We start from the raw sequence: 21,799 nt of genomic DNA, 5'->3' as shown, positions 1-21,799 counted from the left end.
TTGCAGCGGATGCCGATGGATCGCGGGCTGCGCGAGTGCAGCCCGCATCGCCCATGTCCCGTCATCCCGGCGAAGGCCGGGATCCAGGCCGGACGTGCATCCGCTCGCGAACGCCCGCTCTTCTTCGGCCGTGACAGCCTGGAGCCCGGCCTGCGCCGGGATGACGGTGGCTAGGGCCATGGCCACGCCGACACCCCACGACGTTTCGGCTGCCGTGCATGCATCGAAACATCGCCGCCCCGGCCTGAAGGCGCTTCTTGCCGCGCTGGTGCTGCTCATCGCGGCGATGCTGGCGGACCTCGCATTCCCGCTTCCGCTCCCGGACGAACGCGACCGGGGCGCCGTCGTCACCGCCGCCGACGGCACGCCGCTGCGCGCCTTCGCCGATAGCGGCGGCATCTGGCGCTATTCCGTCGAGCCGGAGCAGGTCTCGCCGCTGTACGTGCAGGCGTTGCTCACCTACGAGGACCGCTGGTTCTGGCGGCATCCCGGCATCAATCCGGTGGCGATGCTGCGTGCGGCCGGGCAGTGGGCGCGCAGCGGGCGGGTAGTGTCGGGCGGCTCGACGTTGACGATGCAGGTCGCGCGCATCCTCGACACGAAGCAGGACGGCGCGAGGACCGGCACCACGCGCACGCCCGCGCGCAAGCTGCGGCAGATGCTGCGTGCGTTGCAGCTGGAAGTGCGCCTGTCCAAGCGCGAGATCCTCTCGCTGTATCTCAACCACGCACCGTTCGGCGGCACGGTCGAGGGCGTGGAGGCGGCGAGCTGGGCGTATCTGGGGAAACCCTCGTCGCGGCTGTCGCACGCCGAGGCCGCACTGCTCGCCGTGCTGCCGCAATCGCCCAGCCGCCTGCGTCCCGATCGCGAGCCCGACCGCGCCCGCGTCGCGCGCGACAAGGTGCTCGCGCGCATGCGGCAGATGCGCGTGTGGACGGCCGCGCAAGTGGCCGATGCGCGCGTCGAGCCGGTGGTCGCGCGCTCGCTGCAGCCGCCGCGTTACGCGCCGCTGCTGGCGCAACGCCTGCGCTTCGAGCGGCCCGAGGCAGTGCGTGTCGTGTCCACGCTCGACCTCGACCTGCAGCGCACGCTCGAGGACCGCGTCGCCGCCTACTTCTCGCAACTGCCCGAACGCACCTCCGCCGCGCTGCTGGTGGTCGACAACGCCACGCTGGAGGCACGCGCCTACGTCGGCTCGCTGGCCTTCGCCGACGCCGCGCGCCTGGGCCACGTCGACATGGTGAAGGCGTGGCGCTCGCCGGGTTCGACGCTCAAGCCGTTCCTGTACGGGCTGGCGCTGGACGACGGGCTGATCCATTCGGAAAGCCTGCTCGTCGATGCGCCGCAGGCGTTCGGCGACTATCGACCGGGCAATTTCGATGCCGCGTTCAACGGGCCGGTCGGTGCGGCGCAGGCGCTGCGGCTCTCACTCAACGTGCCGGCGGTGGATCTGCTCGACCGGGTGGGGCCGTCGCGCTTCTCGGCGCGCTTGGCGCACGGCGGCATCCGCCTGCAATGGCCGCGCGGGGCGACGCCCAATCTTTCGATGATTCTCGGCGGCACCGGCGCGCGGCTGGAGGATCTGGTCGGCGCATACGCCGCACTCAACCGCGATGGCGTCGCCGGTCGCGTCCGCCTCACCCGCGATGCGCCGCGCGTGGATCGGCGCCTGCTGTCGCCCGGTGCGGCGTGGATCGTGCGCGAGATGCTCGAGGCCAATCCGCGACCGGGCAGCGCCGCGGACACGTTCGATCCGCGCGGCCGTCCGCGCGTCGCATGGAAGACCGGCACCAGTTATGGATTTCGCGATGCCTGGGCGCTGGGCGGCACGCGCCGCTACACGGTGGGCGTGTGGGTCGGGCGTCCGGACGGCACTCCGCTGCCCGGCCAGTACGGCGCCATCACCGCGCTGCCGCTCATGTTCGAGGTGATCGACAGCCTGCCGCGACAGCGCGCCGATGCGGCGCCGCGTCCGCCGCCGGTGGGCGTCGCCAAACTCGACATCTGCTGGCCGCTCGGCCTGCCGCCGGACCCGGCATCGCCGCAGTTGTGCCGCCAGCGGCGCGAAGCGTGGACGCTCGACGGTTCGGTTCCGCCGACCTTCGCCGAACGCGATGCGCGCCTGTGGAGCGCGGGCGTGGAGCGGTTCGACTTCGATGCGCGCACCGGCCTGCGCCTGTCGGCGGACTGCACCACCACGCATGTGCGCGAAACACGCGAGATCGCGCGCTGGCCCGCGCTCGCATCGCCATGGCTGTCGAGTGCCGCGCGTGCCGCCGCGCGCCTGCCCGCGCTGTCGCCCGACTGCGCCGCCGACGGACGCGATGCCGTGCAGGAGCTGCGCATCGAAGGGCTGGACGATCGCGCCACGCTCGCACCGGCGCCGGGCGGCACCAGGACGGTGCGTTTGTCGTTGCGCGCGCTGGGCGGCGATGCGCGCGTGCGCTGGCTGCTCGACGGCCGCTTGATCGGCGAATCGGCGGGCGAGGGCGCCTTCGTCCACGAGTTCGACGAAGCCGGCGCGCACACGCTGACGGCGCTGGCCGAGGGTGGAGCGTGGTCGCGCGTGGGTTTCTTTCTGGAAAAGTGAGCGAGGCTGTCGCTCACTCCTCACTCCTGCGTACTCACTACTGCTTCTTCAGCCTTTGCCCGGATGAGCGAAGCGCACCCGGGAGCTGTCACGCCTGAACCCGGGTGCGCTTCGCTTACCCGGGCTACAAGTGCGGATCACAGGTGCTTGAGCTGCTCAAGCACATGCTCGGCGGAAGACACGCGGAACTCGCCCGGGGCTTCGACGTTGAGCAGCTTCACCACGCCGTCGTCGGCGTACAGCGCGAAGCGTTTGGCGCGCCGGCCCATGCCGTAGGCGCTCGCGTCGAGTTCCAGACCGAGCGCCCGGGTGAAATCGCCGTTGCCATCGGCGAGCATCATCAGGCCTTCGGGCACGTTCTGGCTCTGTCCCCAGGCCTGCATCACGAACGGATCGTTGACCGCCATGCACGCGACCTCGATGCCGTGGCTGCGGAACTCATCGAAATGTTCGACGAAGCCCGGCAGGTGTTTTTCCGAACAGGTCGGCGTGAATGCGCCGGGCACCGCGAACAGCACGATGCGGCGACCATCGAACAGCGCGTTGGTGTCCACCGTCTCCACGCCCTCGCGGATGCGCTGCAGCGGAACTTCGGGGATGCGTTCGCCGATCTGGATGGTCATGGCCGTTCCTGTGCGGGTGGTCGAAAGTCGCATCGATTCTAGACCCTGCGCCGGGGAATCCCGCGTCAACGACGCTGCATTTCCCACGTGGAGCAAAATGACGACCTCGGCTTCGCCGCGATTGCGCTAACCTCCCGGCCTGCGCGCGACACCGCGAACCAGCCTTTCGGGACGGACCATCGATGCAGTTCAAGGATTACTACGAGACCCTGGGCGTCGAGCCCAGCGCCGGCGAGGCCGAGATCAAGACGGCGTATCGCCGCCTGGCCCGCAAATACCATCCGGACGTCAGCAAGGAAGCCGGCGCCGAGGAAAAGTTCAAGGCCGTCAACGAGGCCTACGAAGCATTGCGCGATCCACAGAAGCGCGCGGCCTACGACCAGCTGCGCGCGCGCGGCTATCGCCCGGGTGATGAAGTGCAGCCGCCGCCGGGCGGCTTCGGCGGGGGCGGGTATGGCGGCGGCGTGGACTTCGAGGAGATCTTCGCCGGCGGTGGCGCGGGCGGCGGGTTCTCCGACTTCTTCGAGAGCCTGTTCGGCCGTGGCGGCGTCGGCCAGCGGCCTGGACCGCAGCCGCGCGGCGACTCGCGCGCCAAGCTCGCCGTCTCGCTGGAGACGGTGTACGAAGGCGGCACGGTGCGCATTTCGGTCAACAACAAGACGCTCGACGTGCGCGTGCCCAAGGGCATCCGGCCGGGACAGGTGATCCGCCTGGCCGGGCAGGGTGCGCAGGGCGACCTGCTGCTGGAGATCGAATACGCCGCGCACCCGCAGTTCGAAGTGGACGGGCGCAACGTGATCCACGCGCTGCCGATCGCCCCGTGGGAAGCGGCGCTGGGTGCGACGGTGAGCGTGCCGACGCTGGGCGGCGCGGTCGAACTGAAGATCCCGGCGAATTCCGAAGCCGGCCGCAAGCTGCGCCTGCGCGGACGCGGCCTGCCGAACGACCCGACCGGCAAGCAGCCGCCAGGGGACCAGATCGTGGAGCTCGAAGTGCTGGCGCCGCGCCCGAACACGGATGCGGAGCGTGAGGCTTACGAGCGGCTGCGGGATGCCTTTGGGGATGATTGGCGGCGGGCGTAGGTGGCGGTTTGCGCGTCAGATGAGCACGAGCGCGTCGTCTTTCCTTTGTGCGGATGACGCAAGGCGGCGCGCTCGTTCCCTTCCCTGCATGCAGGGAAGGGTTGGGGAGGGGTGAAGTGGCGCACTGTGGCGCCTGGTTCACGCGTGACAGCCCCCGGGTGCGCTTCGCTTGCCCGGGCTACAAGAGCCGACGTGGCAGAGGCAAACAGCGATCGACACGCAACGGCTCCCTCCCTGCTTGCAGGGGTGAGGAGGGACGCTCGCGCGCCACTGGCGCGCGTCCCGACGAACGCCATCGGGGTATGTCCGCTGGCCGCGAGGTCGGGGAGGGGGGAAGTGACGCACGGTGGCGCCTGGTTCACGCGTGACCCCCAGGTGCGCTTCGCTTACCCGGGCTACAAGAGCTGACGTGGCGGAGGCAATGCCGCGATCGACGCGCACCTGCTCCCGTGCAAGCAGCAAGGGAGAATGCGGTCGTGCTCCGGAGCTCTCGCGCCTCGCTCAGCGCTTCATCACCTGTCCGATCACATCCGACAGGTCGCTCTCGCTGAAAGGCTTCGTCAGGTAGGCCTTCGCGCCCTGGCGCATGCCCCAGACGCGATCGGTGTCCTGGTCCTTGGTGGTGACCAGCACGACCGGGATGTGCGAGGTCGTCGGATCGCGCGTGATCGAGCGCGTCGCCTGGAAACCGTTGAGGTTCGGCATCACGACGTCCATGAGGATCATGTCGGGCAGTTCGCGCTTGGCGGCCTCGACGCCGGCCGCGCCGTCCTCGGCCGTCAGCGCTTCGTGGCCGAGCTTCTCGACAATGCGCCGGATGCCCATGAGCTGGGACGGCGAGTCGTCGACGATGAGAATGCGCGCCATAGTGTTCCCCCTGAACCTGTGGGGATTGTAGCCAGCGCCATGGCCCTCGCAACAGCGGGCGGCGGGGGTTCCGCGCGCCCAATCCGTGCGTCAGATCACGACCAGCGTACGTCCCAGCGAACCGCCGGCCAACATCGTGGGGAATACCTCCGGCAACTGCTGCAGGCCGACCTCGCGCATGCAGATCCGATCCAGGTGACGGGGCTTCCAGTCGTCGGCCAAACGCTGCCAGACCTGTTCGCGGATGCCGCGCGCGGTGCCGGCCGACGCCACACCCAGCAGCGATACCCCGCGGATGATGAAGGGCATGACGGTCGTATCGAGATCGGCGGTCGCGGCGAGCCCGGCGCTGGCGACGTTGCCGTACGGCGTGGTCTGCGCGAGCAGGCTGGCGAGCATCGGTCCGCCGACGTTGTCGAGCCCGCCGCCGAAACGCGCCGATTCCATCGGCCGCGTGGTCGCCAGCGCATCGCGGCCGAGCACCTGAGTGGCGCCGATTTCCTTGAGGTAATCGGCGTGTTCGGGCTTGCCGCTGATCGCGTGCACTTCGAAGCCGGCGCGGCTGAAGATGTCCACCGCGAGCGACCCTACGCCTCCGGTCGCGCCGGTCACCGCGAGTGGGCCGAGGTCGGGTGTCTGGCGGTTCTCGGTCATGCGCAGCAGCGCGAGCGCCGCGGTGAAGCCGGCGGTGCCCAGGATCATGCTCTCGCGCAGGCTGAGGCCGGTCGGCAACGGGATGACCCACTTCGACTCCAGGCGTGCATATTCGCCGTAACCGCCGTCGCGGGTTTCGCTGAGTCCGCAGCCGGTGACGAGGACGGCGTCGGCTTCCTTGAACTTCGCATCGGTGGACGCGACGACATGCCCGGCGACGTCGATGCCGCCCACCAGCGGGAAACGCCGCAGGATCTTGCCTTCGCCGGTGCCGGCGAGCGCGTCCTTGAAGTTGATGGAGGAGAAGGCGGTCTTGATGACGACTTCGCCGGGCGCGAGGTCGTCCAGCGCGATCTGCTCCAGGCCGCTGCGATAGCCGTCGGCGTCGTTGTGGATGCGGAAGGCGGTGAAGGTGGTGGGGATGGTCATGAGTCACCCGTAATGAAGCGATATCAAAGGATATCGGGATACAGATCGCGCCACTGTGGATTTGTCGCATCGATCAACCGGATCTTCCACAAGCGTCTCCAGGCTTTCAGCGAAGTCTCGCGTGAGATGGCGGATTCGATCGTTTCGTGGGCTTCGTACCAGACGAGCTCGTGCACTCGATAACGATGTGTGAACCCACTGCCCTGTGCGCGCCGGTGTTGCCAAACCCGCCTCACCAGATCCGCGGTCAGGCCGATGTAGAGCGTTCCGCGAGCGCGGCTTGCGAGGATGTATGCGCATGGATTCCTCGCCAGTCGCACCTTCTTCCACGTCATTCCAGCGAAAGCTGGAACCCATCTTGCTCCGCGGGTGTGGCGCGGAAAAAGCAGAAAATGGGGTCCAGCTTTCGCTGGAATGACGGATTTTCGGGTCAGTAAATCCTTACGGGCCTGAGGTGAACCGCGCGCCCCTCACCGCATCGCCTTCCGCCGCTTCTCATCCATCCACTTGTCCGCCTGCGCCGGCGTGTACGCGCGCATCCACGTCAGCATCGCGTCCATGTCGTCGCCATGCCACAGGTCGTCGCGCTGGTCGGGATGCAGGAAACGCTCGGCGACCATGCGGTCGAGCATGCCCATCAGCGGCGTGTAGAAGCCGTCCACGTCGAAGAACGCGCACGGCTTGTCGCCGATGCCGAGCTGGCGCCAGGTGAGCATCTCGAACATCTCGTCCAGCGTGCCGAAGCCGCCGGGCAGGGCGACGAAGCCGTCGGAGAGGTCGAACATGCGCGCCTTGCGTTCGTGCATGGAGCCGACGACTTCCAGGCGCGTGACGCCCTTGTGCGCGACTTCCCAGTTGACCAGCTGCTCGGGAATGACGCCGATCACTTCGCCGCCCGCGTCGAGCACGGCGTCGGCGACCACGCCCATCAGGCCGACGTTGCCGCCGCCATAGACCAGCGCGATGCCGTCCTTCGCCAGGCGCGTGCCCAGCGCCATCGCGCGTTCGGTGTAGATGGGTTTGGAGCCGGAGTTGGAGCCGCAGTAGACGCAGAGGGATTTCATGGGCAGCCGGGATTCGGGAGAGGGGATTGCGGATTCGGAAAAAGCAAACGCCGGGCATAGGCCCGGCGTCGGCATGGCGAGGGATGCAATCCGGGCGTCGGCGTGTTCGCTTTCACGAATCCCCAATCCCGGATCACGAATCCCGGCGATCAGTTCGCCTTGTGGATCGCGCGCTTGGACACCGCCATGGCGGCGTCGTGGATCGCCTCCGACAGGGTCGGGTGGGCGTGGCAGATGCGGGCGAGGTCGTCGGCCGAACCCTTGAATTCCATCGCCAGCACGCCTTCGTGCACGAGTTCGGACACGCCGACGCCCACCAGGTGCATGCCGAGGATCAGATCGGTTTCCTCGTGCGCGATGACCTTCACGAAGCCGGCCGGCTCGCCCATGGCGACGGCGCGCGCGATCGCGGCGAACGGGAAGGTGCCAACCTTGTACGGCGTGCCTTCGGCCTTGAGCTGCTGCTCGGTCTTGCCCACCCAGGCGATTTCCGGCTCGGTGTAGATGACCCACGGGATCGTGTCGAGGTTGACGTGGCCCGGCAGGCCGGCGATCAGCTCGGCCACGGCGATGCCTTCCTCGAAGCCCTTGTGCGCCAGCATCGGGCCGCGCACGCAGTCGCCCACGGCCCAGACGCCGTCGACGCCGGTGTGGCAGTGCTCATCGACTTCGATCATGCCGCGCTGGTCCAGCTTCACGCCGGTGCCTTCGGCCAGCAGGCCGCGCGTGGCGGCGCGGCGGCCGACCGACACGAGCAGCTTGTCGACGGTGAGCGTCTTCTCGCCTTCGGTGTCGGTGTAGGTGACGACGACTTCCTTCGTCTTGCCCTTGCCGGAAATTTCGGTGTTGCTGACCTTCGCGCCGAGCTTGATGTCCAGGCCCTGCTTCTTGAACTCCTTCGCGGCGGCCTTGGCCACTTCGGCGTCGGCGGCGGCGAGGAAATCCGGCAGCGCTTCGAGGATGGTGACCTCGGCGCCCAGGCGCTTCCACACGCTGCCCAGTTCCAGGCCGATCACGCCGGCGCCGATCACGCCCAGGCGCTTGGGCACGGCGGTGAAGTCCAGCGCGCCGACGTTGTCGACGATGTACTCGCCGTCGAACTTGGCGAACGGCAGTTCGATCGAATCCGAACCGGCGGCCAAGATCACGTTGGTGCCCTTGAGCTCGACGGTGCTGCCGTCGTGCTGCTTGACCGTGACCACGTTGCCCGGCTGCAGCTGGCCGAAGCCATAGAACGGCGTGATCTTGTTCGCCTTGAACAGCATCGCGATGCCGCCGGTGAACTGCTTCACGATCTTGTCCTTGCGACCGATCATCGTGGCGACGTCGATCTTCGCGTCCTTCGCCGTGATGCCGTGTTCGCCGAACAGGTGGCCCAGGTTGTAGAACTGGCGCGAGCTGTCCAGCAGCGCCTTCGACGGCACGCAGCCCACGCGCAGGCAGGTGCCGCCCAGCGCCGGCTTGCCGTCCTTGCCGAGCGCGGCGTCGATGCACGCGGTCTTCAGGCCCAGCTGTGCGGCGCGGATGGCCGCGTGGTAGCCGGCCGGGCCGGCGCCGATGACGATGACGTCGAAGGTTTGCTGTTCGCTCATTTCTTTCGCTCGTGATTCGTGATTGGTGATTCGTGATTCGTTGAAGAGCAGGTCGCCTTTTCGCTTTTGCGAATCACGGATCCCGAATCACGAATCACGGCTTCCCGGGATTACATCCCGAGCAGCATGCGGTGCGGGTTCTCGAGCTGGTTCTTGATGTCGACCAGGAACAGCACCGCGTCCTTGCCGTCGATGATGCGGTGGTCGTAGGACAGCGCGATGTACATCATCGGCGCGGCGACGACCTGGCCGTTCTCGACGATCGCGCGCTCCTTGATCGCGTGCATGCCGAGGATCGCGCTCTGCGGCGGGTTGACGATCGGCGTGGACATCAGCGAACCGAACGTGCCGCCGTTGGTGATGGTGAAGGTGCCGCCCTGCAGGTCGTCCAGGCCCAGCTTGCCGTCGCGTGCCTTCTTGGCGTACTCGGCGATGCCCTTCTCGATGTCGGCGAAGCCCATGCGCTCGACGTTGCGCAGCACCGGCGTGACCAGGCCCTTGTCGGTCGACACGGCGATCGAGATGTCGGCGTAGCCGTGGTAGATGATGTCGTTGCCGTCGACCGAGGCGTTGACCACCGGGTGCTTCTGCAGCGCGTTCGCGGCGGCCTTGGCGAAGAAGCTCATGAAGCCGAGCTTGATGCCGTTGGCCTTCTCGAACTGCTCGCCCAGCTCCTTGCGCATGGCCATGACCTTGCCCAGGTTGACCTCGTTGAACGAGGTGAGCATGGCGATGGAGTTCTTCGACTGCATCAGGCGCTCGGCGATGCGCGCACGGATGCGGGTCATCGGCACGCGCTCTTCCGGACGCGCGCCACCGGCGACGCCGCCGGTCTTGCCCGAAGCGTAGTTGACCAGGTCGGCCTTGGTCACCGCGCCGCGACGGCCGGTGCCTTCCACCTGCGACGGATCGATGCCCTGGGTGACGGCGGTGAAGCGCGCGCCCGGCGGCAGCTGGTCCACGCCACCGGCGGCCTGGGTGGCCTGCGTCGCGGCGGCCTTCGGCGTCACCGGCTGGGCTTCAGCGGTGGTGGCGGCGACGTTCTTGGCGTCCATCGCGGCGGCCTTGTCGGCCTTGGCCTCCGGCCCCGGAGCGGCCGCCGCCGCGCCTTCCTCGACCACGGCGATCAGCTGCTGGCTGGTCACCGTATCGCCTTCCTTGAACTTGATTTCCTTGATGACGCCATCGACGGGCGAGGGCACCTCGAGCACGACCTTGTCGGTCTCCAGGTCGACGATGTTCTCGTCGCGCTTGACGGCGTCGCCGACCTTCTTGTGCCAGGTCGCGATGGTGGCGTCGGAGACGGATTCGGGCAGAACGGGGACTTTGATCTCGGTGCTCATGGGGCGCGCATCCTGGATGACGTAATCGGTGTGTCGTGTGTGAGGTTCGACGTTCGGCGGTTAGCGGGCCGTGTTCAACGGCCCGCCATGGGTCATGCCTGCGTCATTCGGCGGTGATCTCGCCGCGCAACGGGTTCTTCAGTGCATCGGCGACCAGCGCGGCCTGCTCGGCGACGTGGTCGGCGAGGTGGCCGGCGGCCGGCGAGGGCGAACGCGCGCGACCGGCGTAGTGCAGCGTCTGGCCGGACTGCAGGCAGGCCGCCAGGTGGTGACGGATCTGGTACCACGCGCCCTGGTTCTGCGGCTCTTCCTGGCACCACACCACATCGGTGGCGTTCTTGAAGCGCGCAAGTTCCGCCTGCAGCAGCGCACGGGGGAACGGATACAGCTGCTCGACGCGCAGGATCGCGACGTCCTCGATGCCCTGCTTCTGCTGTTCTTCCAGCAGGTCGTAGTAGACCTTGCCGCCGCAGACCACGACGCGCTTGACCTTCTTCACGTCCGCCGAGGCGTCCGGGATCAGGTGCTGGAACTCGCCCTTGGCCAGTTCGTCCAGCGTCGACACCGCCAGCTTGTGGCGCAGCAGCGACTTGGGCGTCATCACCACCAGCGGCTTGCGCGTGGTCATGCGCATCTGGCGGCGGATCATGTGATACGCCTGCGCCGGGGTGGTCGGCGTGCAGACGATCATGTTCTCCAGCGCGCACAGCTGCAGGAAGCGTTCGAGGCGCGCGGAGCTGTGCTCCGGACCCTGGCCTTCGTAGCCGTGCGGCAGGAATAGCGCCAGGCCGCACAGGCGGCCCCACTTGGCCTCGCCCGACGAAAGGAACTGGTCGATCACCACCTGGGCGCCGTTGGCGAAGTCGCCGAACTGCGCTTCCCAGATGTCCAGCGTCATGGGATCGGCCGTGGCATAGCCGTATTCGAAGCCCATCACCGCTTCCTCGCTGAGCAGCGAGTCGATGATGGTCACGTCCGCCGGGTTCTTCACCAGGCGGCGCAGCGGCAGGACGTACTCGTCGTTGCTCTGCTCGTGCAGGATCGCGTGGCGGTGGAAGAACGTGCCGCGACCGCAGTCCTGGCCGACCAGGCGCAGCTTGTAGCCTTCGTCCAGCAGCGTGGCGTAGGCGAGGTTCTCGGCGAAGCCCCAGTCGCCCGGCTGCTCGCCGGCGGACATCTTGCGGCGGTCCTCGTAGATCTTCGCCACGCGCGGGTGCAGCTTGAGGTCGGCCGGCACGTCGTTGATGGTGACGGCGAGCTTGTCGAGCTTCTTGCGGTCGAACGTGGTGTCCACCGCGTCGGTGAGCTTGCCCGACAGGTACTTCGACCAGTCGATGGTGAACTCGTCCGGCTTCACTTCGACCACTTCGGTGGTGACCACGCCGTCGTCGAGCTTCTGGCGGTAGCCGTCGACCAGCGCCTGCGCCTCGTCGGCGGTGAGCGTGCCTTCGGCGACCAGCTGCTGCGCGTAGAGTTCGCGCGGCGTCTTGTGCTTGCGGATGACCTGGTACATCACCGGCTGCGTCGCCGCCGGCTCGTCGGCCTCGTTGTGGCCGTGGCGGCGGTAGCAGACCAGGTCGATGACCACGTCCTTGCCGAACGTGTTGCGGAAGTCCAGCGCCAGCTCGGCGCAGAACACGACGGCTTCCGGGTTGTCGCCGTTCACGTGCAGCACCGGCGCGCCGACCATCTTGGCGACGTCGGTGCAGTACAGCGTCGAACGGGCGTCCTGCATCGCGCTGGTGGTGAAGCCCACCTGGTTGTTGATGACGATGTGCACCGTGCCGCCGACGCGGAAACCGCGCGCCTGCGACATCTGGAACAGCTCCATCACCACGCCCTGGCCGGCGAACGCGGCATCGCCGTGGATCAGGATCGGCAGCACCTGCTGCGCGCCCTTCTCGCCGCGGCGCGACTGCCGCGAACGCACGGAGCCGGCGACGACCGGGTCGACGATCTCCAGGTGCGACGGGTTGAACGCGAGCGCCAGGTGCACCGGGCCGCCCGGCGTGGCGACGTCGGCCGAGAAGCCCATGTGGTACTTCACGTCGCCCTGGTGGGCGAGGTCGCTGTGGACGTGCTCGAACTTGCCTTCGAACTCGTCGAACAGGTGGCGCGGCGGCTTGCCGAGCGTGTTGATCAACACGTTCAGGCGGCCGCGGTGGGCCATGCCGATGACGACGTCCTTGGCGCCCTGTTCGCCGGCGCGGCGGATGGTGGTGTCCATCAGCGGGATCAGCGCGTCGCCGCCTTCCAGCGAGAAGCGCTTCTGGCCGACGTACTTCGTGCCCAGGTAGCGCTCCAGGCCGTCGGCAGCCGTCAGGCGCTCCAGGATGCGCTTCTTGTCCTCGGCGGTGCGGCCGAACCTGCCGCCGGCCTTTTCCAGGCGCTCGTAGATCCAGCGACGCTGTTCGGCGTCGGAGATGTGCATGAACTCCGCGCCGATCGGGCCGGTGTAGGTGGCCTTGAGCAGGGCGAACAGGTCGCCCAGCTTCATGCGGTCGTTGCCGCCCACGCCGCCGGTGCTGAACTCGGCGTTGAGGTCGTTGCCGGTGAGCTGGTGGAACGCCAGGTCGAGATCCGGCGCTTCCGGCTTCTGCCACAGGCCCAGCGGGTCGATGTTGGCGCCCAGGTGGCCGCGCGAGCGGTAGGCCGTGATCAGGCGGCCGACGTGGCGCTCGCGCTCGTCACCGGCGCCGGCAGCGACCGACACCACGCCGCGGGCGGCCTGGCGGCCGGCTTCGGCGATCTGCTCGATCACCGCCGAGTGCGGGATGTCGCCGGCTTCACGGCCCTTGAAGCCGTCGAAATACGCCTTCCATTTGGGGTCGACACTGTCGGGTGCAACCAGGTACTGCTCGTACAGGTCTTCGACGAAAGCGGCGTTTGCGCCGAGTTGGGAGGACTGGGAGAACTGCTTCAGGAGACTGTCCACGATGGCGATCGGGAAACTCGGTGGGAGAAGGCGGAGTGAGCCTGGATTGCACGAGCTCGGCTATTCAGGCGCCAAGATTCGGAATTATAGCCCCTGCCCGCCGACAAACGGCTAACACCAACGTCGAATCGGGCATGTGGGCGGATCGCGAAAAGCGGACGCGCCGCGGGCGCGACAGGGCTTCCGGACGGCCCGGGAATAGCGTTTGGGCGCGGGGCGCGGGTTCAAGGGCAGGGCGGATCGGTGCGGATGTGAAGGCGGGCCGCCTCAGATCCCCAGCGCCCGGTATTCCGTGCACGGCCGGGCCCGTTCCCAGACCGGCGCGAAATGCGCGCGCAGCTGCCGGGCGCGGGCTTCGTCGTCCAGGCGGGTTTCGCCTTCGAACCGGTGGCCGAGCGCGCGGAAGTACCAGCCGCCGCCGTCGTTGGCGACGTAGGCGGACGGATAGTCGCGGTCCACCGGCTCCTCGATGGCGCGGAACGCGAACGCGCTGGGCAGCCGCTGCGAGAGCCCGATCAGCGGGGCGAGCGCGCGCCGCGGGGCCTCGGGGTCGTGCAGCAGCGCCCGCACCTCGCCGCCGCCCACGGCGAAACGGCGCAGCGCGGCCATCGCCTCGGGGGTGTCGAGCAGGCCGGGGTCGAGGTCGCGGCTGTAGACCAGCAACTGCCGCCGCGCCCCTTCGATCACGCCCAGCACCGCGGCCAGGCCGGCATCGCGGCGCAGCACCGGATTGACCGCGCCGAGCACGAGCCGCATCGACTGGTGATCGAGCCCGGCTTCGACGAAACGCTCCCCAAAGGGAAGGAAACCCTGCCGCGCGTAGAACGCCATCGCCGGCACCTGCGCGTGCAGCGTCACTTCGTTCCAGCGCAGCTCGCGCGCCTGCTCCAGCAGCGCCTTCAGCAGCGCCTCGCCGACGCGGCGATTCCGCCATTCCGGCAGCACCGCCATGCGCCCGATGCGGCGGTCGGGCGTGAGCCGGCCGGTGCCGATCGGCCGCCCCTGGGCGTCGCGTGCGAGGACGTGCCGGCTCAGCGGGTCGAGCGCGTCGCGTTCGATTTCCACCGGTACGCCCTGTTCCTGCACGAAGACCACGTCGCGGACGGCGTGCAGGTCGGCGGTGGCCTGTTCGAAGCCGACCGCCTCGACGCGGAAGAGGGCGTCAGGGCCGCTCATTCCTCTTCGTCCGGAACGGCGAGCGCGTAGTGGCCGGACCGGACCAGGCCCTGCACGAGGTCGCGGCCCGCATCCGACAACGCGGCGTAGGCGGCGCCGTCGAGCTGCGCCGCGTCGGCGATCAGCGCCGCGTCTTCGGCCGGCAGCGGATAATCCTGCCCGCTGACGTACAGCCGCGCCGGCTCGCCCTTGCGGTGCGCGCGGCGCCAGGCCATGCGCGACCACGGATGGCGATGCAGCGCCGCGCCGTGCTCCAGGTCCCATTCGATCTCGATGCGCGAACGCGTTTCGCCGCCGTGCACTTCGCCGGCCGCGCGATACACGGTGATGAAGCGGCCGAACCAGTCGCCGAGGCGGTCCGGATCGTTCATCCGCAACAGGTTCAGCGCTTCGACCGCGCGGTTCATCGCGGCCACGTCGATCTCGTTCGGATCGGCCGCCGGTGCGAGGTCCGGGTCGGTGTAGCGCAACGCGTCGTCGGCATCGGCCGCGAGCGTGTCGACGAAATCGCCCAGCAGTTCCGCCGCCGATGGCGCGCGCATGCCGACCGAGAAGGTCAGGCACGCATCCTCGGCCACGCCGTTGTGCGGCACGCCGGGCGGGAGGTACAGCATGTCGCCCGGGCCGAGCACCCAGTCGTGGGTCGCGGTGAATTCGCGCAGCAGCTTGAGTTCGACGTCGGGGCGGAAATCCAGCGGCGGATTCGCGCCGGCGTCGATCTGCCAGCGCCGATGCCCGTACGCCTGCAACAGGAACACGTCGTACTGGTCCACGTGCGCGCCGACCGAGCCGCCCGGCGCGGCGAAGGAAATCATCACGTCGTCGATGCGCCAGCGCGGCAGGAAGCGGAAATGCTCCAGCAGCGCGGCGACGTCGGCGTCCCACTTGTCGACGTCCTGCACCAGCAGCGTCCAGTCCTGGTGCGGCATGCCGGGAAATTCGTCTTCCTCGAACGGGCCGTGGCGCAGCGTCCAGCGATCGTTCGCGCGATCGTGCATGACGATGCGCGACAGCGCCGTTTCCTCGCAGGCGAGGCCGGCGAGGTCTTCGGGCTGCACCGGCGTTTCGAAATCGGGGAAGGCGTTGCGGATCAGCAGCGGGCGCTTCTGCCAGTAATCGCGCAGGAAGCGTTGCGGGGTCATGCCCAGCGGCGGAAGCGCGCGGGCGTCGATCTCGATGGGCAGCCCGCTTGACGTGGGCGCGGCCTTCGCTGCGCTCTTCCTGGAGGCGACCTTCGTGATCGGGGATTTCTTCGATGCGGTCTTGCGGGTCATGTCGTGGCGATCTCGTCGTAGCCGCGGCCGAGGAACTGCAGCAGGCACCAGCCATGGCCGAACGGATCGGCAATGGCGACGATGCGGCCCCAGTCGGCTTCGCGGAGGGAACCTTCCTGCGTGGCGCCAGCGGCGAGGGCGCGCGCGAGTGCGGCATCGAGGTCGTCGACGACCACGTCGCAATGCACCGGCGTCCAATGGCGCGCGTACTGGCGGGCCGATGCGCCGGCGCCGATGGAACCTGCGTCCTTGCGCAGCAGGTAAAGCGGGGATTCGAAACCCAGCAGCTCCACGCTGTCGTCGCCGAAACGGCGCGCCGGCGTCAATCCGAAGGCTGCGACGTAGAAGGCTTCGGCCTTGCGTACGTCGGGCACGTCGATGTTGACCAGGAGCTTCATGGCGTCGATGCGATGGGGTGCCGGGCGATCGGTTGTGAAAAGCGGATGTCCAGCCCGTTCGGATCGCGCACCACGAACTCGCGCAGGCCGTAGGGGCGATCGCCGGGCGGGTGCACGATGGTAACGCCCCGCGCTCGCAGCCGGTCGTGCAACGCGTCGACCTCGTCCGTCATGAGCCGCAGGCTGATCCAGCGGTGCATCGTCGGGGCGTCGTCCGCCTGTGCGACGAACAGGCGCTGGCCTTCGCGTTGCAGCACGGCGAAACCACCGCTGCGCCGCGCGATTTCGAAGCCGATGGCGCCATAGAACGCCAGCATGGCGTCGAGGTCCGGGCCGACCACTTCGATCACGCCCTGCGCGTAATCGCATAGGCCGCTGGCGGGGGCGTCTCCGTGCATTCGTGCTCCGTGGTTCCCGCCGGCTCAGTCGTCGAGCGGCGTCTGCTGGTGGCTGAGCAGACGCCAGTCGGTGCCGACGGCGAGGTACACGCTCGAAACGAGCGCGCGATAGGGTTCGGGCGAATCCGCGCGCGTGGCGCGGACGCGATAGGCGAGCACGGCGATGAAGGTCGCGGGCTCGGAGAACGCGATGTCCTCGATCTCGAACCCGCTCCACGGCGCGGCGCCCGCGACCGAGGACAGCACGGCTTCCTTGTCCAGCGGGCGCGGAATGCCGGGCAGCAGCATCAGGCCGTCGTCGAAGAAGTGCGTGCGGTAGTACTCGACGTCGCCCGCGGCGTTCCAGAAGCCGCGTTCGATCTCCAGCACTTCGGTCATCGGGTTCCGGACGGTCACGGCGCGGCTCCGCTGGGGACGTGTCCGCCAGTCTCGGCGATGCGCCGTGACGCGCCGGTCAGAACGCGGCGAAGGCGGTCGCGATGGATCAGATGTCGCGCGCCAGCTTCTCGGCCAGGCCGACGTAACTGCCGGGCGTCATGTCGAGCAGGCGCTGCTTGTCGGCGGCCGGAAGCTCCAGCGTGCCGATGAACTCGCGCATCGACGCTTCGTTGATGCCCTGGCCACGGGTGAGCGCCTTGAGCTGCTCGTACGGGTTCGGCAGGCCGTGGCGACGCATGACGGTCTGCACCGCTTCGGCCAGCACTTCCCACGCGGCGTCGAGGTCTTCGGCCAGTCGTTGCGGATTGGCGCTGAGCTTGCCCAGGCCGCGCTGCAACGCGTCGAAACCGATCAGCGCGTGGCCGAACGCCGTGCCGAGCGCGCGCAGCACGGTGGAGTCGGTGAGGTCGCGCTGCCATCGACTGATCGGCAGCTTCGCGGCGAAGTGCTCGAACAACGCGTTGGCGATGCCGAAGTTGCCTTCGGCGTTCTCGAAGTCGATCGGGTTGACCTTGTGCGGCATGGTCGAGGAGCCGACTTCGCCGGCCTTCACCGCCTGCTTGAAGTAGCCCAGCGAGATGTAGCCCCAGATGTCGCGGCACAGATCGATCGCGATGGTGTCGATGCGGCGCTGCGCGTCGCAGATCTCGGCGATGCCGTCGTGCGGCTCGATCTGCGTGGTGTACGGCTGCCAGTTCAGGCCGAGCGAATGCACGAAGCGCTCGGAGAACGCCGGCCAGTCGATGTCCGGATAGGCGGCGACATGCGCGTTGTAGTTGCCGACCGCGCCGTTGATCTTGCCCGGCATGCGCGCGGCGGCGAGCGTTTCGCCCTGGCGTTGCAGGCGCGCGACGACGTTGGCGATTTCCTTGCCGACGGTGGTCGGCGACGCGGTCTGGCCGTGCGTGCGCGAGAGCATCGGCAGGGCGGCGTGTTCGTGCGCCATCGTGCGCAGCGTCTGGATCAGCGCATCGAGCTTGGGCAGCAGCACGAACTGGCGCGCCTCGTTGAGCATCAGCGCGTAGCTGAGGTTGTTGATGTCCTCGGAGGTGCAGGCGAAGTGCACGAATTCCAGCGCCGGGCCAAGCTCCGCGTCGTCCTTCAGGCGCTCCTTGATGAAGTATTCGACCGCCTTCACGTCGTGATTGGTCGTGCGCTCGATCTCCTTCACCCGCGCGGCGTCGGCCGGCGAGAGCTTGTCGGCCAGCCCGCGCAGGCGCGCGGCGGCGGCATCGGAGAAGGGCGCGAGTTCCACGATGCCCGGCTCGGCCCCCAGCGCCAGCAGCCATTCCACTTCGGCCTTCACGCGCGCCTTGATCAGGCCGTACTCGGAGAAGATCGGGCGGAGCGCGTCGACCTTGCCGGCATAGCGGCCATCGAGCGGGGACAGGGCTAGCAGCTGGGCTTCTACGGACATGGCGGGGTTCATGGGCGAGGCAAACCGCGATTCTACTACTCCTGTCCGGCGCGGCCCTCGCGGCCGGCCACCGGGCGATACGCGCGCAACGCGGCCGGCGTAAGCTCGGGGCCTTCGAACCGGAGGACCATTCGATGCCCAGGCAGGCAAAGGCGAGGCAGCCCCGCCGCGACAGCGGCTTCCGTACCGAACGCGACAGCATGGGCGAACTGCAGGTGCCCGCGCAGGCCCTGTGGGGCGCGCAGACGCAGCGGGCGGTGCAGAACTTCCCGATCTCCGGCCGTCCGATGCCGCGCGAGTTCATCCGCGCGCTGGGCCTGATCAAGGCCGCGGCGGCGGAGGTCAACGGTGGCCTGGGCCTGCTCGGCAAGGGCGCCTCGCAGTCGATCCGCGCCGCCGCGCTGTCGGTGGCCTCGGGCGAACACGACGCGCAGTTCCCGATCGATGTGTTCCAGACCGGTTCGGGCACCTCCAGCAACATGAACGCCAACGAGGTGATCGCCGCGCTGGCGAACGCGTCGGGCCGGACCGCCAAGGCGATCCATCCCAACGACCACGTCAACCTGGGCCAGAGTTCCAACGACGTGATCCCCACGGCGATCCGGGTGAGCGCGCTGATCGCCACGAGCGGGCAGCTGCTTCCCTCGCTGAAACACCTGCGCCGCACGATCGAGCGCCAGGGCAAGGCGCTGGGGAAGATCACCAAGACCGGCCGCACGCACCTGATGGACGCGATGCCGCTGACGTTCGCGCAGGAGTTCGGCGCGTGGGCGTCGCAGCTGGCGTCGGCGCAGGCGCGCATCGAGGATGCGCTGGTGCGCGTGCGGCGGCTGCCGATCGGCGGCACCGCGATCGGTACCGGCATCAACGCCGACGCGCGTTTCGGCAAGGGCATGGCGAAGGCGTTGTCGGCGCTGTCGGGCGTGAAGTTCGATTCGGCCGACGACAAGTTCGAAGGCATCGCCTCGCAGGACGATGCGGTCGAGCTGTCGGGCCAGTTGAACGCGCTGGCGGTCGCGCTGATGAAGATCGCCAACGATCTGCGCTGGATGAATTCCGGGCCGCTGGCCGGCCTGGGCGAGATCGAACTGCCGGCGTTGCAGCCGGGAAGTTCGATCATGCCGGGCAAGGTGAACCCGGTGATTCCCGAAGCGACCTGCATGGTCTGCGCGCAGGTGATGGGCCACCACACGGCCATCACGGTGGCCGGGCAGAGCGGCAATTTCCAGCTCAACGTGATGCTGCCGCTGATCGCCTACGACCTGCTCGATTCGATCCAGCTGCTCGGCAACGTGATGCGCCTGCTGGCCGACAGCGCGATCGCCGACCTCAAGCCGCGGCCCGATCGCGTGCGCGAGGCGCTGGACCGCAATCCAATCCTGGTCACGGCGCTCAATCCGATCATCGGCTACGAGAAGGCGGCGGCGATCGCGAAGCAGGCCTACAAGGAGGGCCGGCCGGTGCTCGACATGGCGGCGGAACTGAGCGGCTTGCCGGTGAAGGAACTGCGCGCGCTGCTGGATCCGGCGGCGCTGACGCGCGGAGGGATCCATGAGGGGGGCGGTGGCGGCGGGTGAGATCCCGCGCCGTTGTTCGTTCGCCGCAAGGAATCGGGATAGCGAATCGCTGGAATGATCGAAGTGGGAGCTGATCGCCTGACGGCTCGGCGTCTCGCTCTCAAGCCCCTCTCCCAGCGGGAGAGGGGGTGGGGTGAGGGGCGACGAAGCGGACGCGATGAACAGTCGTGGCGGAACAGTGCTGTGTTGTCCCCTGGTCGCAAGTCGAACGCCCGCGCCTTACCGCCTCGAAGGCGCCTCCGAAGCCTCCGCCGCTTCCTCCGCCGCCGAAGCCGCAACCTTGTCGCCCTTGTCCTTCGCGTCGCTGCGGCACTCGTCGATGTCCGACTGGGTCAGGTCCGCGTAAGGCCTGAATTCCGGCAGCGCCTCGGCGAGACGGTTCTGCGCTTCCATCATCCCCGGCAACGCATCGCACAGCTGCAGCGCGGCGGTTTCGACCTTCGACGTCTGCGCTTTCACCGCGCGTTCGATGTCGTCGTCGGAACCGCCGGTGAAGACGCTCTTCAGCGATTCGGTCACCGCGTGCGTCGCCAGGTCCGCGCCGTGCAAGCCGATCTGCATGCCCGCGTTGGCGACGTCGACCACGTGGCGGCGATACTCGAGCAGCAGCGCACGCTGCTGCGGCGTCACGGCCACGGGCGCGCCGTCGATGATCAGGTCGCCCTTCGGCGAGAGTTCGACGCGCCTGCCGTCCTTGCCGCTGTCGATGTTGATGTTGCCTTCGGCGATTTCCTTCTTCGCCTCGGCCAGCGCCTCCTGCACCGCGGTGGACACGATTCCGCCGGTTTTCGCCGGCTGCGGGGCGGCCTGCTGCGAGGAGGGATCGGCACTGCACGCGGACAGCAGCATGGCGCCGGACAGGGTCGCGGCAAGGGCAACGAGGCGCAGGGTCATGGCGAAGGTCCTTGGAGGAAGTGGCTTGGATGCAGGTGTGAGGATCAGTCGTCGGACGGCATGCTGACGCGGCCCTTCACGCCGCTGTGGTCGACGCCGCCGCTGCCGACGCGACGCACGGTGAGGTTGCCGCCGACATCGTGCGCATCGAGGCCGCCGGAGCCGATCTTGCCGGCGTTGACGTCGCCGCCGACCTGGTTCGCCTCGAGCCCGCCGGAGCCGATGCTGTCGACGCTGACGTTGCCGCCGACGTCGCGCAGTTCGACCTCGCCGGAACCGACGCTCCCGACCTTGGCGTCGGTCTTCACCCGACGCGCCTTCAGGTCGCCCGAGCCGACCGAGAGCACGTGCAGCGAACCGATCGTGTCCAGTTCGATGTCGCCGGAATTGACGTCCGCCGTGACCAGTCCGCGGATGTTGCGCGCCTCGACATCGCCCGAGCCCACGTCGGCGCTCAGCGCGGAGGCGCCGTGCACGCGCGCGTCGCCGGAGCCGACATCGAGCTGCACCAGCACGTTGTCCGGCACGCTCGCATCGAGCCTGAGGTAGGCGTAGTTCGTGCCGCCGAAATTGAAGTTGATCGTGTCCTGGCGCTTCGCGGTCACGATCAGCTTGTCGCCCACGCGCTGCTGGGTGAGCGAGAGCTCCTTGAGGCGGTCCGCATTGGACGCGCAGGCCGTGCCCTTCACGGCGCCCTTCGCGCCGGGCGAGGCGTTGACGGTGAGGTCATGCGGACCGATCTCGAACATCACCGACTTCACGCCGGTGAAATCGAGGGTGAGGTTGCGCGGTTCGGAATTGGTGCATTCGTCGGCGAGGGCCTGGCCGGCGAACAGGGCGAGGGGCAGGAAGGCGAAGGCGACGGTGGGTTTGCGCATGGTGTTCTCTCCGTGAAAGGCCCTACTGGGATGCGCTCGACGTGCCTACGGTTGCATCGTGCACGGGGCTCCGGTGGAGCTTAGGGCCTGGCGTTGTCGAGCGTTGGTGCTGGTATTTCGTGCTCCTGCGCTGCCTTCGAACGCGTTCTCGATGCCATCGTGGCGCTACG

The 21,799-nt window shown here is 68.4% G+C and carries 19 protein-coding genes; 3 read left to right on the top strand and 16 right to left on the bottom strand.

Annotation, left to right across the window (positions count from 1 at the left end; genetic code table 11):
- Positions 1 to 178: 178 nt before the first annotated feature.
- Entirely contained in the window at positions 179 to 2,590 is a 2,412-nt protein-coding gene (gene pbpC / locus I4U41_RS01280; RefSeq protein WP_206859005.1) for a penicillin-binding protein 1C, read from the top strand.
- Between the two features lie 137 nt (positions 2,591 to 2,727).
- Here the strand turns inward: pbpC and I4U41_RS01275 are convergent, their stop codons facing one another.
- Entirely contained in the window at positions 2,728 to 3,213 is a 486-nt protein-coding gene (locus I4U41_RS01275; RefSeq protein WP_206859002.1) for a peroxiredoxin, read from the bottom strand.
- A 182-nt stretch (positions 3,214 to 3,395) separates the two neighbouring features.
- Between I4U41_RS01275 and I4U41_RS01270 the strand changes: the two genes are divergently transcribed.
- On the top strand, positions 3,396 to 4,295 hold the full coding sequence (locus I4U41_RS01270; RefSeq protein ID WP_206859000.1) for a DnaJ C-terminal domain-containing protein: 900 nt from the start codon (positions 3,396 to 3,398) through the stop codon (positions 4,293 to 4,295).
- A gap of 501 nt (positions 4,296 to 4,796) precedes the next feature.
- Here the strand turns inward: I4U41_RS01270 and pilH are convergent.
- The 13 genes from pilH to purB all read right to left on the bottom strand — a co-directional run bounded on the left by pilH (position 4,797) and on the right by purB (position 18,280).
- Complete coding sequence (gene pilH, locus I4U41_RS01265; RefSeq protein WP_206858995.1) at positions 4,797 to 5,162, bottom strand: twitching motility response regulator PilH; 366 nt, start codon at positions 5,160 to 5,162, stop codon at positions 4,797 to 4,799.
- A 90-nt stretch (positions 5,163 to 5,252) separates the two neighbouring features.
- Complete coding sequence (locus tag I4U41_RS01260) at positions 5,253 to 6,245, bottom strand: oxidoreductase (RefSeq protein WP_206858991.1); 993 nt, start codon at positions 6,243 to 6,245, stop codon at positions 5,253 to 5,255.
- A gap of 23 nt (positions 6,246 to 6,268) precedes the next feature.
- A complete protein-coding gene (locus I4U41_RS01255; RefSeq protein WP_206858990.1) occupies positions 6,269 to 6,580 on the bottom strand; it encodes a GIY-YIG nuclease family protein in 312 nt (103 codons plus the stop codon).
- 135 nt (positions 6,581 to 6,715) lie between these two features.
- On the bottom strand, positions 6,716 to 7,309 hold the full coding sequence (locus I4U41_RS01250) for an LOG family protein (protein ID WP_206858989.1): 594 nt from the start codon (positions 7,307 to 7,309) through the stop codon (positions 6,716 to 6,718).
- A gap of 149 nt (positions 7,310 to 7,458) precedes the next feature.
- Positions 7,459 to 8,901 carry a dihydrolipoyl dehydrogenase gene (lpdA, locus tag I4U41_RS01245; protein ID WP_206858988.1) on the bottom strand — a complete coding sequence of 481 codons (1,443 nt, stop codon included), beginning with the start codon at positions 8,899 to 8,901 and terminating at the stop codon, positions 7,459 to 7,461.
- Between the two features lie 110 nt (positions 8,902 to 9,011).
- Positions 9,012 to 10,244 carry a dihydrolipoyllysine-residue succinyltransferase gene (sucB, locus tag I4U41_RS01240; RefSeq protein WP_206858987.1) on the bottom strand — a complete coding sequence of 411 codons (1,233 nt, stop codon included), beginning with the start codon at positions 10,242 to 10,244 and terminating at the stop codon, positions 9,012 to 9,014.
- 103 nt (positions 10,245 to 10,347) lie between these two features.
- The gene (locus tag I4U41_RS01235) at positions 10,348 to 13,179 is read right to left on the bottom strand and encodes a 2-oxoglutarate dehydrogenase E1 component (protein WP_206858985.1); all 2,832 of its coding nucleotides are present in this window, start codon (positions 13,177 to 13,179) and stop codon (positions 10,348 to 10,350) included.
- A 267-nt stretch (positions 13,180 to 13,446) separates the two neighbouring features.
- Positions 13,447 to 14,355: a GNAT family N-acetyltransferase gene (locus tag I4U41_RS01230; protein WP_206858983.1), complete on the bottom strand. Its 909-nt coding sequence runs from the start codon at positions 14,353 to 14,355 to the stop codon at positions 13,447 to 13,449.
- The gene (locus I4U41_RS01225) at positions 14,352 to 15,629 is read right to left on the bottom strand and encodes a ribosomal protein uL16 3-hydroxylase (protein ID WP_206858982.1); all 1,278 of its coding nucleotides are present in this window, start codon (positions 15,627 to 15,629) and stop codon (positions 14,352 to 14,354) included. Before I4U41_RS01225 ends, I4U41_RS01230 begins: the two co-directional genes overlap by 4 nt.
- A complete protein-coding gene (locus I4U41_RS01220) occupies positions 15,626 to 16,027 on the bottom strand; it encodes a VOC family protein (RefSeq protein ID WP_206858981.1) in 402 nt (133 codons plus the stop codon). Before I4U41_RS01220 ends, I4U41_RS01225 begins: the two co-directional genes overlap by 4 nt.
- The gene (locus I4U41_RS01215; RefSeq protein ID WP_206858980.1) at positions 16,024 to 16,425 is read right to left on the bottom strand and encodes a VOC family protein; all 402 of its coding nucleotides are present in this window, start codon (positions 16,423 to 16,425) and stop codon (positions 16,024 to 16,026) included. The genes I4U41_RS01220 and I4U41_RS01215 overlap by 4 nt, the downstream gene beginning before the upstream one ends.
- Before the next feature lie 24 nt (positions 16,426 to 16,449).
- Positions 16,450 to 16,821: a nuclear transport factor 2 family protein gene (locus I4U41_RS01210; RefSeq protein WP_206858978.1), complete on the bottom strand. Its 372-nt coding sequence runs from the start codon at positions 16,819 to 16,821 to the stop codon at positions 16,450 to 16,452.
- Between the two features lie 88 nt (positions 16,822 to 16,909).
- On the bottom strand, positions 16,910 to 18,280 hold the full coding sequence (gene purB / locus I4U41_RS01205; RefSeq protein ID WP_206858977.1) for an adenylosuccinate lyase: 1,371 nt from the start codon (positions 18,278 to 18,280) through the stop codon (positions 16,910 to 16,912).
- A gap of 134 nt (positions 18,281 to 18,414) precedes the next feature.
- Between purB and I4U41_RS01200 the strand changes: the two genes are divergently transcribed.
- Positions 18,415 to 19,857: a class II fumarate hydratase gene (locus I4U41_RS01200; protein WP_206858976.1), complete on the top strand. Its 1,443-nt coding sequence runs from the start codon at positions 18,415 to 18,417 to the stop codon at positions 19,855 to 19,857.
- Positions 19,858 to 20,076: 219 nt separating this feature from the next.
- On the opposite strand, the gene I4U41_RS01195 is transcribed toward I4U41_RS01200, so the two are convergent.
- Entirely contained in the window at positions 20,077 to 20,751 is a 675-nt protein-coding gene (locus I4U41_RS01195; protein WP_206858975.1) for a YggN family protein, read from the bottom strand.
- A 44-nt stretch (positions 20,752 to 20,795) separates the two neighbouring features.
- Positions 20,796 to 21,629 (bottom strand): DUF4097 family beta strand repeat-containing protein, encoded by an 834-nt coding sequence (locus I4U41_RS01190; protein ID WP_206858973.1) that lies wholly within the window; start codon positions 21,627 to 21,629, stop codon positions 20,796 to 20,798.
- Positions 21,630 to 21,799 lie beyond the last annotated feature (170 nt).

It is taken from the genome of Lysobacter changpingensis, assembly GCF_017308985.1.
In the GTDB taxonomy this organism is placed as follows: domain Bacteria; phylum Pseudomonadota; class Gammaproteobacteria; order Xanthomonadales; family Xanthomonadaceae; genus Lysobacter_J; species Lysobacter_J changpingensis.
Note: the sequence above shows the minus strand (reverse complement) of the source record. Positions and strands in the feature narration are given on the sequence as shown.